The following is a 14699-nucleotide window of genomic DNA, read 5'->3' as shown; positions in this document are numbered from 1 at the left end:
GGTTTCAGCCAGGGATATCGACCCGGCGGACGGTGCCGTCGACCGCGTCGGCGGCCTCGATCTCGCCACGGGTGACCCCGAGCAGGAACAGCACGGTGTCCAGATAGGGATGGCTCAGCGAGGCATCGGCGACCTCACGCAGCGCGGGTTTGGCGTTGAAGGCCACACCGAGCCCGGCCGCCGACAGCATGTCGATATCGTTGGCGCCGTCGCCGACGGCCACCGTCTGGGCCATCGGTACCCCGGCCTGATCGGCGAAATCGCGTAGCGCCTTGGCCTTTCCGGGCCGGTCGATCACCGTGCCGACCACCCGGCCGGTGAGCTTGCCGTCGATGATCTCGAGCTCGTTGGCGGCCACGAAATCCAGTTTCAGTTCGTGCGCCAGCGGGTCGATCACCTGGCGGAATCCACCGGACACGATGCCGCAGTGATAACCGAGCCTGCGCAGGGTGCGAATCGTGGTGCGGGCACCGGGGGTGAGCTCGATCTGCTCGGCGACATCGTCGAGCACCTCGGCGGGCAGCCCGGCCAGGGTGGCGACCCGCTTGTGCAGCGACTCCGCGAAATCCAGTTCGCCGCGCATGGCCGCCTCGGTGACCTCGGCGACCGCGGCCTCCGCGCCGGCGTGTGAGGCCAGCATCTCGATGACCTCGCCCTGGATCAGCGTCGAGTCGACATCGAACACGATCAGGCGTTTGGTCCGCCGCGACAGGCTGTAGTCCTCCAGCGCGATGTCGACACCCTGGTCGACGGCGGTGCGGGCCATCACGTTCTGCAGCTCGGCGTATACCGCCCCCGGCGGTACCGACACCCGAAGTTCCAGGCCGGTCACCGGGTAGTCCGACACCCCGCGAATGAAGTCGATGTTCACCCCGAGTGCGGCGACCTCACTGGCCACCACCCCGAACGCCCCGGCGGTGATGGGTCGGCCCAGCACCACGATGGTGTGGGTGGAGGGCTCCTCCATCACCGGCTTGTCATCGCTGCGTTCGATCGAGACGTCCAGACCGACACCGTGAATGGCGGCGCGCACCGCATCGGCGAACTCGGTGCCGTCGGCGACGGCCGTTTCGACCGATACCAGCACACCGAGGGTCAGCCGCCCCCGGATGACCACCTGTTCGACGTTGAGCAGCTCGACGTGATGCCGTGACAACACCTCGAACAATGCCGATGTCACGCCGGGCTGATCGACACCGGTGACGGTGATCAGCAGCGACGAACGTCCACGTGCAGCGTCAACGGACTGCGAGGCCGTTGGCACAGTTACCTCCGTTTGGATGCCTCGGTCGGGCGAGTCGGATCAGGTACGGACGTGTTCGTCGTCGAGTCGGGTCACGTCGCCGTCGTCGGGCCCGTGCGCACGGCCGATATGGGCCTCGGCCCGCATCCGCTCGACCATGTGCGGGTAGTGCAACTCGAACGCCGGACGCTCCGAACGGATCCGGGGCAGCTCGGTGAAGTTGTGCCGCGGCGGCGGGCACGAGGTGGCCCATTCCAGCGAGTTGCCGTAACCCCACGGGTCGTCGACCACAACCGGCTCGCCGTAACGCCAGCTCTTGAACACGTTCCACACGAACGGCAGCGTCGACACACCGAGCACGAACGCGCCCGCGGTGGAGATGACGTTCAGCGTGGTGAACCCGTCGCTGGGCAGGTAGTCGGCGTAACGACGCGGCATGCCCTCGTCACCGACCCAGTGCTGCACCAGGAAGGTCAGGTGGAAGCCGATGAAGGTCAGCCAGAAGTGCAGCTTGCCCAGTCGCTCGTCGAGCAGCCGGCCCGTCATCTTCGGGAACCAGAAGTAGATGCCCGCGTAGGTGGCGAACACGATGGTGCCGAAGAGCACGTAATGGAAGTGCGCAATGACGAAATAGCTGTCGGTGACGTGGAAGTCCAGCGGCGGGCTGGCCAGCAGCACACCCGACAGACCACCGATCAGAAAGGTGATCAGGAAGCCCACCGAGAACAACATCGGTGTCTCGAAGGTCAACTGCCCCTTCCACATCGTGCCGATCCAGTTGAAGAACTTGATACCGGTCGGCACCGCGATCAGGAACGTCATGAAACTGAAGAAGGGAAGGAGAACGGCCCCTGTCGCGTACATGTGGTGCGCCCACACCGCGACCGACAGTGCCGCGATACCCAGCGTCGCGTAGATCAGGGTGGTGTAACCGAAGATCGGTTTCCGGCTGAACACCGGGAAGATCTCGGAGACGATGCCGAAGAACGGCAGCGCGATGATGTACACCTCGGGGTGCCCGAAGAACCAGAACAGGTGCTGCCACAGCAGGACACCACCGTTGGCCGGGTCGTAGATGTGCGCACCCAGGTGGCGGTCGGCGGCCAGACCGAACAGCGCGGCGGTCAGCAGCGGGAAGGCCAGCAGCACCAGGATCGAGGTCACCAGGATGTTCCAGGTGAAGATCGGCATCCGGAACATGGTCATGCCGGGGGCACGCATGCAGACCACGGTGGTGATCATGTTGACGCCACCGAGGATGGTGCCCAGACCACCGACGGCCAGGCCCATGATCCACAGGTCACCGCCGGCGCCCGGGGAGTGGATGGCGTCGGTCAGCGGCGAGTAGGCGGTCCAGCCGAAGTCGGCGGCGCCACCGGGGGTGATGAAGCCACCCATGGCGATCAGCGCGCCGAACAGGAACAGCCAGAACGAGAACGCATTCAGCCGCGGGAAGGCGACGTCGGGCGCGCCGATCTGCAGCGGCAGCACCAGGTTGGCGAAGCCGAACACGATCGGGGTCGCGTAGAACAGCAGCATCACCGTGCCGTGCATGGTGAATAGCTGGTTGAACTGCTCGTTGGACAGGAACTGCAGTCCCGGCATCGCGAGTTCGGTACGCATCAGCAGCGCCATCAGGCCGCCGACGAAGAAGAACATGAAGCAGACGACGCAGTACATCATGCCGATCAGCTTGTGATCGGTCGTCGTGATCAGCTTGTAGATCAGGTTGCCCTTGGGGCCCATCCGCTGCGGGAACGGACGCCGTGCCTCGAGTTCTCCGATTGGGGGCGCTTCGGCTACCAACAGATCCTCCATAAAAAGTCGACGGGTCATCCCGGCAGTGCTCGTTCGTGATCTTATCCCCCATCACCGTCGGCGGCGGCATGGGTCCTACAAACTGTCGTAGATTCGCGGCAGCGGGTGGATGTTACCGTCGGCGACGTGCTGTTTCCCACCCTCGCCGGCACTGCGCGCACGGGCCTATTCGCCGCGAGTGTCGCGGCCACACTGACCATGCTGACCGGATGCGGAGCCTCCGATTCGGTGCCCACCCCCGGTTCCGCACCGGGACCCGGCGCCCCGGTGACGAGCACCACCCGCATCGCCGATGCCGGTGTGCTGGGCAACCAGCGCAGGCCCGACGAATCCTGTGCGGCCGATCCGGCTCCTGCCGACCCGGCCACCCGTGCGGTACGCAACGCGTCCTCCGACGGTGTGCCCGCGACCACCGAGATGCGCGGCGACCCGCAGCGCATCGTGGCGCTGGCCCCCGGCCAGTTGGATGCACTATGCGCGCTCGGGCTGCAGAGCCGGGTGGTCGGGACGACGCCACCGTCGCCGTCCTATCTGGGCACCGTGCTGCATGACGCTCCCGCCGTCACCGACGTGGCCGCGGTGCGCGCCGCCGATCCCGAGCTCATCCTCGGGTCCGCCGGGCACAGCCTGGAGGACTTCGCATCGCTCAGCTCGGTCGCCCCGACCGTATTCACCGGCGGCGCCCCCGACTGGCGCGAAACCCTGCGCAGCATCGCGGTGGCGGCCGGCCGCGGCGAGGCGGCCGATCGGGTGCTCGACGATTTCGAACGTGACGCCCGCGATGTCGGCGCCGAGAACGACGCCACCCACTTCCAGGCCTCGGTGGTGCAGTTCACCGAGAACACCGTGCGGGTGTACGGCGCCGACAACTTCCCGGCCTCGGTGCTCACCGCCGTTGGGGTGGATCGCCCTGCCGCACAAAGGTTTACCGATAAGCCCTATCTCGAGATCGATATCACCGAACTGTCCGGGGACACCGACCTGTCGGCCGCCGACGGCGATATCGTCTACCTGTCCTTCGACTCGCCGGCCGCCCGAGACCAGGCCCCCGAGGTGCTCGAAAGCGCAGCATGGCGTGCGCTGTCGGCGAGCAAGGACAACCGGGTTTTTGCGGTCAACAACGAGGTGTGGCAGACCGGCCAGGGTGTGGTGGCCGCGCGCGGCATCATCGAGGACCTGCGCTGGCTCAACGCCCCGATCAACTAGTCTCTGCGCTCGTGTTTCACGTCCTCAACATCACATAACTGCAGCCCCTCGACGTCATCGACCAGACCCGGCCCGCCCACCTGGAATGGCTGGGCATCGAGGTCGAAGCCGGTCGTATCCTGCTGGCCGGCCGACTGGAATCGCAGTCGGCGCGGTGCTGATCGCCGCCGACATGTCCGCCGAGGACGCCGACGCGTTGACCCCGCCGACCCGTACACCTAGGCCGGGGTGGCCCGCTACGAGCGGGTCAGCTTCAACGCCAGGTTCCGCGCCGCGGGACTTTAAGCCAACTCACAGGGGTTCCGGGACTAAGCCCGGCACATGCGAGGTTGTGCATTCGCGGGGCGCACTGCTGCGCCCGATTCTGTTTCCTTCACTACTGTCGGGTGAAGGTGCACGTATTCGCACGAGACCATACAAAGACGCATGTAAAGAGGGATCATCGATGACCACCACCGTTTCCGCCTACGCCGCCACCTCGCCGACCGCACCGTTGACCAAGACGACCATCGAGCGCCGCGACGTCGGCCCGCACGACGTGGCCTTCGACATCAAGTTCGCCGGCATATGTCACAGCGATATCCACACCGCCCGCGGTGAGTGGGGTGGGCAGGCCTACCCGCTCGTCGTCGGCCACGAGATCGCCGGTGTGGTGACCCAGGTCGGCTCCGAGGTCACCAAGTACAAGGTCGGCGACCATGTCGGCGTCGGCTGCATGGTCAACTCCTGCCAGGAGTGCGACAACTGCGCGGCCGGCCTGGAGCAGTATTGCACCGGCACCGGCATGATCGGCACCTACGGCGCGACCGACCGTGACGGCACCGTCACCCAGGGTGGCTACAGCAAGGCCATCGTCGTCAACGAGAAGTTCGTGCTCCGCATCCCCGACAGCATCCCGTTGGACAAGGTCGCTCCCCTGCTGTGCGCGGGTATCACGCTGTTCTCCCCGCTCAAGCACTGGAACGCCGGTCCCGGCAAGAAGGTCGCCATCATCGGCCTCGGCGGACTGGGCCACATGGGCGTCAAGCTCGCCCACGCGATGGGCGCCGAGGTGACGGTGCTGAGCCAGTCGCTGAAGAAGATGGAGGACGGCCTGCGCCTAGGCGCCGACGAGTACTACGCGACCAGCGACCCGGACACCTTCGAAAAGCTGGACAGCAAGTTCGACCTGATCCTGAACACCGTGTCGGCCAATCTCGATCTGGGCCAGTACCTCGGCCTGCTCAAGGTCGACGGCACCCTGGTCGAACTGGGCGCCCCGGAGTATCCCCTGGAGGTGCCGTTCTTCCCGCTGGCCGGCGGCCGGCGCAGCATCTCGGGATCGATGATCGGCGGCATCCCGGAGACCCAGGAGATGCTCGACTTCTGCGCCGAGCACGGCGTCACCCCGGAGATCGAGGTCATCGAGCCCGCGTATGTCAACGAGGCCTGGGACCGCGTGGTGTCCAGCGACGTCCGGTACCGGTTCGTCATCGACACCGCGACGCTGTAACCGACAGCCACACACCGCGATCGGGCGGCCGCCAGTTTCCGGCGGCCGCCCGATTTGCATGCGACGATCATCGCCGTGACCCGCATCGTGCACGTTCTCGCCATGCTCGGGGTGATCGCGGTGCCCGCGCTGGGCTGGTTCACCCAGGACTGGGCCGGCGGCACCACGCTGGCGGTGTACTGGTTCGAGACGGTGGCGGCCTGCCTGTTCATCATCGCGCGGATCGCGCTGCACCAGCGCTGGTCACCCCGGCACGGCCATTACAACTACAACGCACCCGGCGGCGAGGGTGCGGTATACCGGCCGGGTCGACGCCGCAAACCACTGTCGACCTACATGTCCAGTTTCGCGGTGATCAGCCTGAGCTTCTGCGGTTTCCACGGGCTGTTCCTCGGCACCGTGCTGTTCCTGCTGAACCACAACCATGTCGGGCACCTGGTCCAGGTGGATTGGCGCAGTGTCGGTTTCGGGTGCCTGAGCGTGCTGGCCTTCATGACGATCGACTTTCTGGTGGATCTGATCAGCTTGCGCCGCTGGCCGTTTCGCCAACTGGAACAAATCGGCAGTCAGGCCCTCAGTCGGGTCATGGTCATTCACATGACCCTGCTGATCGGTTTCCTCGGCATCGCCATCACGGGGGCACCATCCACTTTCTTCGGCGTCTTCGTCGCGCTGAAGACCATGGCGGCGTTGAGTACCGCACTGCCGCAATGGCAACCCGCACAGCCACCCAAGTGGCTGTCCAGTGTGCTGAACAAGGGGCCCAATGTTCACCCGGGCAAGCGGTTCGAGGACCACTGGGCCGAGGAACAGACCGAGGAACGCCAGCGCATGGAGGCCAACGAACAGCCCTGGGAACCCCGGGTCTGATCTACCCCAGATCTGCCAGCGGCCAGCCCGCCGCAGCCAGTCGGGCCGCCACCCGTGCGGTGTTCTCCGGCCCGGCGTCATGATGGGTGAACTCGGCGATGAACGCCGCGATGTCGTCGCGGGTGATCGGATCGTCGATATCGGCAGGCGCCGCGGCCTCGGCGATATTGCGCACGATCTCCTTGATCTCATCCTCGGTCAACGGTGTGCTGCGCAGCAGCGCCAGCAGCGGCACCCGGTCCGGACCCGGCACACCATCCGGATAGCCGGCACGCAGCCAGTTCAGAATCGACGCCATCAACGATGAGACGGTCATCGGCTCAGCTTAACGACGCCGCCACCCGCAGCGCCCGAATGACGGCGTTGTACACGAGATCGACCTTGAATCCGTTCTGCGCGAGCGGCTCCGCCCCGGCGATCAGCTCATCGGCTGCCGCGCGGAACACCTGTTCGGTGGCCGGCCGCCCGATCAGCTGTGCCTCGGCCGCGCGCACCCGCCACGGCCGGGCCGCCACCGCACCGAGCACAACAGCGGCCGAGGCGATCTCTCCGTCACGCAGTTCCAGCCCCGCGGCCACCGACACCAGCGCGAACGCGTAGCTGTGCCGGTCCCGGATCTTGAGATACCAGCTGTGCCGGGAAAACTGCGAGCCCGGCAGCTCGACCGCGACGATCAGTTCGTCCGCCCCGACCACATTGTCCCGCTGCGGCGCATCACCGGGCAGGACGAAGAAGTCCGCGATGTCGACCCGGCGCGGCCCCTGCACCCCCAGCAGATGCACGCGGGCATCGAGAGCCGCCAAACAGACCGCCATATCGGAGGGGTGCACCGCCACACAGCCACGGCCGGCACCGAACAACGCATGTTCGCGGTGGAAACCCTCGCGCGCAGCGCATCCCGTCCCGGGCGCTCGTTTGTCGCAGTTCCTGAAGGACGGATCCATGAAGTACGGGCAGCGGGTGCGCTGCATCAGGTTGCCGCCGACGGTGGCCATATTGCGGATCTGGGTGGTGGCACCGGACAGGATCGCCTGCGACAGCATCGGATACTGCTGCCGGATCAACCGGTGGTTGGCGACCGCACTGTTGGTGACGCCGGCGCCGATCAACACACCACCCTCGGGTGTTGCACGAACCTCCGCCAGATCCAGCCGCCCGATATCGACCAGGGTCTCCGGCGTTTCGACCCCGAGTTTCATCAGATCCAGCAAATTGGTCCCGCCGGCGTAGTACCGCGCGCCGGCCGCCGCGCGCTGCACCGCATCCTCGACCGAGTCGGCGTGGCTGAACGTGAAGGTCTTCACGGTAGAATCGCCTTCACGGCCGCCAGCATGTTGGCATAGGCGCCGCAGCGGCAGATGTTGCCCGCCATCCGCTCGCGGATCTCGTTGTCGGACAGCGCGTCCGGTCCATCGGTGATCGCCGCGCGGCAACCTTCGAAGGTGGCAGCGGACAGATCACCGCGGGCATGCTCGCGTAGCAGCGCCCGCGCCGAGGTGATCTGGCCCGGAGTGCAATAACCGCATTGGAACCCATCGTGAGATACGAAGGCCCGCTGCACATCGTCGATAGCATCGCCGCCCTCGATGGTGCCGACGTCGGCGCCGTCGATGGACACGGCCAGCGTCAGGCAACTCAGCACCCGTTCCTCGTTCACCGTCACCGTGCAGGCACCGCACAGTCCGTGATCGCAGCCCTTCTTGGTACCGGTCAGGGCCAACCGCTCCCGCAGCAGATCGAGCAGAGTGGTGCGGATGTCGACACACAATCGCACCGGCGCACCGTTGATCGTCAGTCCCAGTTCGGTCATCAATGCCGCTCCATCAGTGATTCCAACGTGATCGGCAGATCACGCAGCCGCTTGCCGGTCGCATGGAAGATCGCGTTGGCGATCGCCGCAGCCACCCCACAGGTTCCGATCTCACCGATGCCGCGTACCCCGACGGGATCCAGCCCGAAGTCCGGCGTGTCGATGAAGGTGATGTCGAAATCCGGGATGTCGGCGTGCGTGGGCAGGTAGTACTCGCCCAATGGAGCCGCCGCCCGTTCATCGAGGGACACTTTCTCCATCAACGCCATACCGAGGCCGAAGATGATGCCGCCCATGACCTGATTGCGGGCCAGCTTCGGGTTGAGCACCCGCCCGCAGTCGAGCACCGCGGTCCAGCGGGTCACGATGGCCCGCCCGATCTCCTCGTCGACCTCGACCTCGCAGAAATGGGCGCCGAAGGACTGTGAGAGCGGCCCGGTGTCGGCCGGTCCGCCGCTGTCGACGGTGAAGGACAGTCGTTCGACGAGATCAGGCCGGGACGCCAGGATGGCGCTCAGTTCGTCCGCCGACGTCACCACCTGTCCCAGCCGCCGACGCCACTCCCGCGCCGCCAGGTCGACCGCGGAGCCCACTGTCGCGGTGGTCTGGGATGCCCCGCTGTACGGCGCATCGGGGAATCGTGAGTCACCCGAGTCGAATCCGACGGCATCGAGCGGCAGGCCGGTGCCGTCGGCGGCGATCTGCGCCATGACGGTGCGCACCCCGGTGCCGATCTCGTGGGTGGCGGCGGCGAACCGGACGTGCCCGTCGGCGGTGGTGATGACACGGCACCCGGCCGGCATCCGACGGCCCGGATAGCTTGCCGTCGCCGTCCCCCACCCCACCTGGACAGCACCGCGACGCAGGGCACGCGGCGCGGGCCGTCGGGCCGCCCAGCCGAACCGCTGCGCACCGTCGGTGAAACACTCCCGCAGATGCTTGCCCGACCACGGCCTGCCGGTGGGCTGATCGACTTCCGGGTCGTTGGCCAGCCGCAGCGCCACCGGGTCCGTCCCGGTCGCACAGGCCAGTTCGTCCATCATCACCTCCAGGGCGAACAAGCCCGGCGCCTCACCGGGGCCGCGCATGAAACATGGTGTGGGCGAGTTGATCCGGGCCACCGTATGGGACACAACCAGCCGCGGCGACCGATACAGGAATCGCGCCGCCATGCCGACCGGTTCGCAGAAGTGGGCAACGGTCGAGGTTTCGGTGAGCGCGTGTTGTTCGGTGCTCAGCAGCGCGCCCGCGGCATCGGCCACCAGGGACAGCTGCTGCTCGGTGCGCGGTCGGTGCCCGGTCGAACAGAACATCTGATTGCGGGTGAGCACCACCTTCACCGGGCGGTCGACGACCTTGGCCGCGAGGGCACACAGCACCACGTGCATCCACAGGAAGCTCTTGGATCCGAACGCCCCGCCGACCAGCGGGGACAGAATCCGCACCCGATGTTCCGGGATGCCCAGGTAAGCCGCCAATGCGCGGCGTTCACCGGTGATCCACCGCGTGGTGTCATGCACGGTCAGGTCCGGCCCATCCCACTGTGCGATGGTGGCCGCCAGCTCGATCGGATAGTGCGCGTTGATCGGCGTGGTGAAACGCCCTGCCACCCGCACACCCTCGGGTTCGGCCTCGGGGCCGCGGCGGTCCTGCAGTTTCTCCTCGGCCAACTTGACGAAGTGGTCGGGCCGATAGCTGCCGTGCCGGATCTGGCCGTCCTTCTCGTCATCGGGCACCGGCTCGACAAGTACCTGCGCGGCGCTCAGTTGCGCCGGGGCGCAGGTGTACTCGAATCGCATCAGGGCCGCCGCTGCGGCCGCCTCTTCGAGTGTCTCGGCCACCACCACCCCAAGGTGCTGGCCGACATGTTGCACGGTGAGATCCGACAGCGGCGGCCGCCGCTCCAGCGGCAGGTCCCAGGTCATCTCCGCGGGCAGGACGTTCAAGCTGGGGCAGTTCAGCGGTGTCAGCACGTGCAGCACACCTGGTGCCGCCTTGGCCCGGGCGGCGGCTCCGGCTACGGACTCGGAGGTGACGGTGCCGTGCGCGATCTCGGATTGCACCAGCACCGCATGGACCAATCCGGGCACAGCGATGTCCGCGGTGTAATGCGCTGCGCCGGTGACCTTGTCTCGACCCTCGACCCGGTCGACGGGTCGGCCGACGGTCGGCGTCACGCGTCGACGGGGTTGCGGCGCGGCACGATCAGCGGATCCGCGGTGGTCAGCGGAAACACCGGCAACGCATCGACATGGGTGTCGAACGCGGCGGCGAGCACCCGGCGCGAGCACGCACTCGCCGAGGCGCGGTAGCCGATATCGGCAGGGACCGGCTGGTCGAAGAAGATCAGGAAGTGCCAGTCGTCGGTGCCGGTGTTCTCGATGTGATGCGGATAGGCCCGCGGGATGAAGTACAGGTCGCCCTCGTTCAGGCACCAGGTATCCAGTGCCCCATCGGGCTTCATGATCGTCATCCGTGCCGAACCGTGCTGCACGTAGCCCATCTCGGCGGTCACCGGGTGCCAGTGCGGTTCGCGCATGCCGTCTTCGGCGACCCGCAGCGAGTACATCGACATGTCCTTGAGCGCCGGCCAGAACTGATCGCGGGCGAAACGGGCGTTGCCGTACGCATACGTCAGGCCCGGCGGCTGCCCCTCGATGTCGAACTTGTGCGGGTCGCCGAAGTACGCCGAGGCCGGGATCTCCGGATCCCCGCTGACAGCGGCCAACTTGCGGTCGCGGGTGTCACGCCGGATCGTCGCGAGGTCCGCGGACGGCAGATCGTAGGTGTTGCCCAGCACGGCATCACTGAAAGCGCCCAGGGTGGCACCGAACCCGAAGTCCTCCGGCCGCTCATTGCGGAAGGCGATGATGAACTCGGCCGGCTCGGTGCCGATGTTCTCGATGTGATGCAGTGCACCGGAATCGATATGGAACATCTGCCCGGCAGTCACGACAAAGCTGGAGAAACTGCTGCCGTTGTCGAGCACCGACACCAGCGCGGCGCCGCGCACACAGTAGGTCAGCTCGTTGGCATTGGCATGCCAGTGCGGAGTGCGCATCGCCCCCGGATTGAGCACCAGCCGTTTGATCGACAGGCCGCGCAGGATGCCGAAGTTATCGGCGGTGACACGGTGGATGGATCCGAACTCGCTGAGTTCGACGTCATCGCTGTCCAGCAGCGAGATGCTGTGGATGCTGCGCGGCGGTGCAGTGGTCATGTCATGTCCTCCTCGAACGGCCGAATACTTCTCAGCCTTGACTTCTCGGTAGCCGAAATCGTCGATGCTGGCGGCCAACCCAGAGGGCGGATTTCCTGATACGGCACTACCGGCTAGCCCCCATATCTGGCCGGTTCACGGCACAGGCCCGCGCCGGGTGCGACAATGTCGCCGCGCCGAAACGCTCGGCGGCGGAAGGACAGCATGAGCGAGTTGCGGGTGGTCATCGCCGACGACGATGTACTGCTGCGCGAGGGGCTGGCCAGCCTGTTGCAGCGGGAGGGCTTCGACGTCGCCGGGCAGGCCGGGGATGCCAGCGAGCTCATGCGCCTCGTCGACGATGCGCAGCCGCAGATGGTCCTGGTCGATATCCGGATGCCGCCCGATCACAACGCCGAGGGCCTGGAGGCCGCCCGGGCCATCCGGGAGCGCTCACCCGATACCGCCATCCTGGTGTTGTCCGCGCATGTCGACGTCGACCACGCCATGGAACTGCTGGCCGGTGGACGCAGCATCGGATATCTGCTCAAGAGCCGGGTCACCGATGTCACCGATTTTGTGGACACGCTGCGACGCATCGCCAACGGTGCGTCGGTGGTCGACCCGGCACTGGTGGCCGAGCTGGTCTCGGCCCGCCGTCGTGACGACCCGCTCGCGGCGTTGAGCACCCGGGAACGCGAGGTGCTCACGCTGATGGCCGAAGGCCTGTCCAATGCCGGGATCGGCCGACGGTTGTGGGTCACCGAGGGCACCGTGGAGAAACACGTCCGCAGCATCCTCACCAAACTGGACCTGCCGGAGACCGGTGATGATCACCGCCGGGTGCGGGCGGTCATCATGTACCTGGAATCGCGCTAACGGGCCAGCAGTTCCCGGATCCCATCCGGCGACAACGTCAGCTTTGGTAGGAACCCCAGCGCCGGGCTGGCCACGATCATATCGGCGAAATCCTGTTCATCGTGGGTCGAGGTGAGGATCACGGCCACGCCCGCCAACTGCTTGGCGACATCGAACCCGCTGTCGGCGCCCAGGTCGACGTCGACCAGCGCCACATCGGGATGCAGCTGCGCGGTCAGGCGCACCGCCTCGGCGGCGTCGCCGGCGGTCCCGACGACCTCGAAGCCGCCGCGTTCCAGCATGCTGCGGGCGGCAGCACGGAACGCGGCGCTGTCGTCCACGATCAGGCAGCGTGCGGCACTCATGTCTTCCAGACTGTCAGGCCGGACCACGAATGACATTCCCGTTAACGGGAAACTTCGGGTTTGACGTGGCCTGTCTTGCCGCACTCACCCTTACCATCGACCGGTGAACTGGCAATCGCTGCCGAACCGACTGCTGGAACAGCTCGTGCGCCCGAACGCGCGTCCGCTCGGGGTGGGCATCGTGGTCGCGATCGGCTTCCTGGCTCTGGAGATCGGTCTGGTGGCGCTGCTGCGACTGGTGGCTCCGGAGAACGCGTTCGGTGCGCTGCTGTTGTTGGGTGTGCTGGTCGTCTCGGCCGGCTGGGACTTTCCGCTGGCCATCGCGACCTCGCTGGCCAGTGCCGGCGTCTACGCGTATCTGCATCTGGAGGGCCGGGATTCGTTGGCTCCAGCACTGGCGGTGTTCCTGACGCTGGCGCTGCTGACCAATGTGCTGGTCGGCCAAGCCCGGTTACGCGCAGCCGAGGCCGAGCAGCGCCGCCGGCACGCCGATGAGCTCGCAGGCCAACAGGCTGCGCTGCGGCGGGTCGCCACCCTGGTCGCCCGGTCGGCAGAGGTGTCGGAGGTGTACGCGGTGGCGGTGCGCGAACTGGCGCTCAGCCTCGACGTGGATCACGTCACACTGGTGCGCTTCGAGGACGATGACACCTGTCTGGTGGTGGCCGCCCACGATCTGCCGGATTCCCCGGGAATGGCTGTGGGTGAGCGTTTTCCGCTGACCGGCGACAATATCAGCGGCCGCATCCGGGCGGCCGGTGCGCCGGCGCGCATCGACGACTACTCGGATGCCACCGGGCCGATCGCCGACCGTCTGCAGCAGTTGCGGGTGCGCTCCGGTGCGGGCGCCCCACTGATCGTCGACGGTGCCGTCCGCGGTGCGCTGATCGTGGGATCGCGGGCACCCGAGTCGATCTCGGCGCAGTGCGAGGATCACATCGGCGATTTCGCGGACCTGGTGTCCACGGCGATCGCCAATGCCGAGACCCGTGCCGCGCTGACGGCGTCGCGGGCCCGGTTGGTGGCCGCAGCCGATGAGGCCCGTCGCGGGTTCGAGCGGGATCTGCACGACGGTGCGCAGCAGCGGATCGTCTCGCTGAGCCTGGAACTACGGGCCATCGAGACGACCGCCGACGAACAGGTCCGCGGTGAACTGTCCCGGGTGGTCGACGGATTGGCCGAGCTACACACCGATCTGCAGGAACTGTCCCGCGGAATGCATCCGGCGGTGCTGTCGCGGGGCGGGCTACGTCCGGCGCTGCGGGCCCTGGCCCGCCGGTCACCCGTCCCGGTGGAACTCGACGTCCAGGTCGACGCGCGGTTGCCGGAGTCGGTCGAGGTCGCGGCGTATTACGTTGTCGCCGAGGCGCTGACGAATGCCGCCAAGTACGCCGACGCGGAGATGGTCACGGTCCGCGTCGCGGTCGAAGATGGTGTGCTGTCGCTGTCGGTGACCGACGACGGTGTGGGCGGTGCGGCCGCCGGGGCCGGTTCGGGGTTGGTCGGGTTGCGCGACCGGGTGGAGGCGCTGTCGGGTCAGTTCGGGATGACGAGCGCCCAGGGTGTCGGCACCACTCTCAGCGCCTCGATCCCGGCTGACGTCAACGGGTGAACTGCAGCACCCGGCACGGTGCCGGCGCGGCCGCCTCGCGTGCCGCCTTGCCCAGGTAGGACGGGTGGCGACGCTGCGCCTCGCGCAGTGCCCGCAGGTTGCGCTGGGCGCGCCGCGGGGTTAGCTCGACAACGTTGGAATCGCTGATCGCGGTCGCAGCCATGGTGTCCTCCTCGAGCCGGTATGAAACCGTCACCGTTCACACTCCGCTGTGAACCGATGAGGACCC

General features: G+C 67.0%; 14 protein-coding genes and 1 pseudogene. 6 read left to right on the top strand and 9 right to left on the bottom strand.

Annotated elements, in window-relative coordinates:
• Window positions 1-4: 4 nt before the first annotated feature.
• Window positions 5-1264 (bottom strand): phosphoserine phosphatase SerB, encoded by a 1260-nt coding sequence (serB, locus tag ACLBYA_RS08360; protein WP_447708916.1) that lies wholly within the window; start codon window positions 1262-1264, stop codon window positions 5-7.
• Between the two features lie 39 nt (window positions 1265-1303).
• The gene (gene ctaD / locus ACLBYA_RS08355; RefSeq protein WP_447708915.1) at window positions 1304-3049 is read right to left on the bottom strand and encodes an aa3-type cytochrome oxidase subunit I; all 1746 of its coding nucleotides are present in this window, start codon (window positions 3047-3049) and stop codon (window positions 1304-1306) included.
• Between the two features lie 210 nt (window positions 3050-3259).
• On the opposite strand from ctaD, the gene ACLBYA_RS08350 reads away from it, so the two are divergent.
• The 4 genes and pseudogenes from ACLBYA_RS08350 to ACLBYA_RS08335 all read left to right on the top strand — a co-directional run bounded on the left by ACLBYA_RS08350 (window position 3260) and on the right by ACLBYA_RS08335 (window position 6629).
• Entirely contained in the window at window positions 3260-4267 is a 1008-nt protein-coding gene (locus ACLBYA_RS08350) for an iron-siderophore ABC transporter substrate-binding protein (RefSeq protein WP_447709072.1), read from the top strand.
• A gap of 38 nt (window positions 4268-4305) precedes the next feature.
• Window positions 4306-4552 (top strand): annotated as a pseudogene (locus ACLBYA_RS08345) (YciI family protein).
• A 160-nt stretch (window positions 4553-4712) separates the two neighbouring features.
• Window positions 4713-5759: an NAD(P)-dependent alcohol dehydrogenase gene (locus tag ACLBYA_RS08340; protein WP_447708914.1), complete on the top strand. Its 1047-nt coding sequence runs from the start codon at window positions 4713-4715 to the stop codon at window positions 5757-5759.
• Window positions 5760-5834: 75 nt separating this feature from the next.
• Window positions 5835-6629, top strand: coding sequence for a DUF6498-containing protein (locus tag ACLBYA_RS08335; RefSeq protein ID WP_447708913.1), 795 nt, complete (start codon window positions 5835-5837; stop codon window positions 6627-6629).
• A 1-nt stretch (window position 6630) separates the two neighbouring features.
• On the opposite strand, the gene ACLBYA_RS08330 is transcribed toward ACLBYA_RS08335, so the two are convergent.
• Genes ACLBYA_RS08330 through ACLBYA_RS08310 form a run of 5 tightly spaced genes read right to left on the bottom strand, consistent with a single transcriptional unit; the run spans window position 6631 to window position 11659 of the window.
• On the bottom strand, window positions 6631-6945 hold the full coding sequence (locus ACLBYA_RS08330) for a DUF3349 domain-containing protein (RefSeq protein ID WP_447708912.1): 315 nt from the start codon (window positions 6943-6945) through the stop codon (window positions 6631-6633).
• 4 nt (window positions 6946-6949) lie between these two features.
• Window positions 6950-7933 (bottom strand): FAD binding domain-containing protein, encoded by a 984-nt coding sequence (locus ACLBYA_RS08325; protein ID WP_447708911.1) that lies wholly within the window; start codon window positions 7931-7933, stop codon window positions 6950-6952.
• The gene (locus ACLBYA_RS08320) at window positions 7930-8439 is read right to left on the bottom strand and encodes a (2Fe-2S)-binding protein (protein WP_447708910.1); all 510 of its coding nucleotides are present in this window, start codon (window positions 8437-8439) and stop codon (window positions 7930-7932) included. The genes ACLBYA_RS08325 and ACLBYA_RS08320 overlap by 4 nt, the downstream gene beginning before the upstream one ends.
• A complete protein-coding gene (locus ACLBYA_RS08315; RefSeq protein ID WP_447708909.1) occupies window positions 8439-10616 on the bottom strand; it encodes a xanthine dehydrogenase family protein molybdopterin-binding subunit in 2178 nt (725 codons plus the stop codon). Before ACLBYA_RS08315 ends, ACLBYA_RS08320 begins: the two co-directional genes overlap by 1 nt.
• Window positions 10613-11659 (bottom strand): cupin domain-containing protein, encoded by a 1047-nt coding sequence (locus ACLBYA_RS08310; RefSeq protein WP_447708908.1) that lies wholly within the window; start codon window positions 11657-11659, stop codon window positions 10613-10615. Before ACLBYA_RS08310 ends, ACLBYA_RS08315 begins: the two co-directional genes overlap by 4 nt.
• Window positions 11660-11863: 204 nt before the next feature.
• Here ACLBYA_RS08310 and ACLBYA_RS08305 point away from each other — a divergent pair, with 204 nt between their 5' ends.
• Window positions 11864-12517, top strand: coding sequence for a response regulator (locus ACLBYA_RS08305; RefSeq protein ID WP_447708907.1), 654 nt, complete (start codon window positions 11864-11866; stop codon window positions 12515-12517).
• Here ACLBYA_RS08305 and ACLBYA_RS08300 read toward each other — a convergent pair.
• On the bottom strand, window positions 12514-12861 hold the full coding sequence (locus ACLBYA_RS08300; RefSeq protein ID WP_447708906.1) for a response regulator: 348 nt from the start codon (window positions 12859-12861) through the stop codon (window positions 12514-12516). The two genes, ACLBYA_RS08305 and ACLBYA_RS08300, sit on opposite strands and share 4 nt — an antisense overlap.
• 103 nt (window positions 12862-12964) lie before the next feature.
• On the opposite strand from ACLBYA_RS08300, the gene ACLBYA_RS08295 reads away from it, so the two are divergent.
• On the top strand, window positions 12965-14470 hold the full coding sequence (locus tag ACLBYA_RS08295; protein WP_447708905.1) for an ATP-binding protein: 1506 nt from the start codon (window positions 12965-12967) through the stop codon (window positions 14468-14470).
• Here the strand turns inward: ACLBYA_RS08295 and ACLBYA_RS08290 are convergent.
• Window positions 14460-14633 carry a hypothetical protein gene (locus ACLBYA_RS08290; RefSeq protein ID WP_447708904.1) on the bottom strand — a complete coding sequence of 58 codons (174 nt, stop codon included), beginning with the start codon at window positions 14631-14633 and terminating at the stop codon, window positions 14460-14462. The two genes, ACLBYA_RS08295 and ACLBYA_RS08290, sit on opposite strands and share 11 nt — an antisense overlap.
• Between the last annotated feature and the right edge of the window lie 66 nt (window positions 14634-14699).

This window comes from Mycobacterium sp. C31M, from assembly GCF_053345865.1.
This window is presented reverse-complemented; position numbering and strand designations above follow the sequence as displayed.

Bases quoted from the DNA above. Each gene is read 5' to 3' on its own strand.
- ACLBYA_RS08310 (WP_447708908.1), bottom strand. From the start codon at position 11,659: ATGACCACTGCACCGCCGCGCAGCATCCACAGCATCTCGCTGCTGGAC.
- ACLBYA_RS08320 (WP_447708910.1), bottom strand. From the start codon at position 8,439: ATGACCGAACTGGGACTGACGATCAACGGTGCGCCGGTGCGATTGTGT.
- ACLBYA_RS08330 (WP_447708912.1), bottom strand. From the start codon at position 6,945: ATGACCGTCTCATCGTTGATGGCGTCGATTCTGAACTGGCTGCGTGCC.
- ACLBYA_RS08305 (WP_447708907.1), top strand. From the start codon at position 11,864: ATGAGCGAGTTGCGGGTGGTCATCGCCGACGACGATGTACTGCTGCGC.
- ACLBYA_RS08290 (WP_447708904.1), bottom strand. From the start codon at position 14,633: ATGGCTGCGACCGCGATCAGCGATTCCAACGTTGTCGAGCTAACCCCG.
- ACLBYA_RS08300 (WP_447708906.1), bottom strand. From the start codon at position 12,861: ATGAGTGCCGCACGCTGCCTGATCGTGGACGACAGCGCCGCGTTCCGT.
- ACLBYA_RS08340 (WP_447708914.1), top strand. From the start codon at position 4,713: ATGACCACCACCGTTTCCGCCTACGCCGCCACCTCGCCGACCGCACCG.
- ACLBYA_RS08350 (WP_447709072.1), top strand. From the start codon at position 3,260: ATGCTGACCGGATGCGGAGCCTCCGATTCGGTGCCCACCCCCGGTTCC.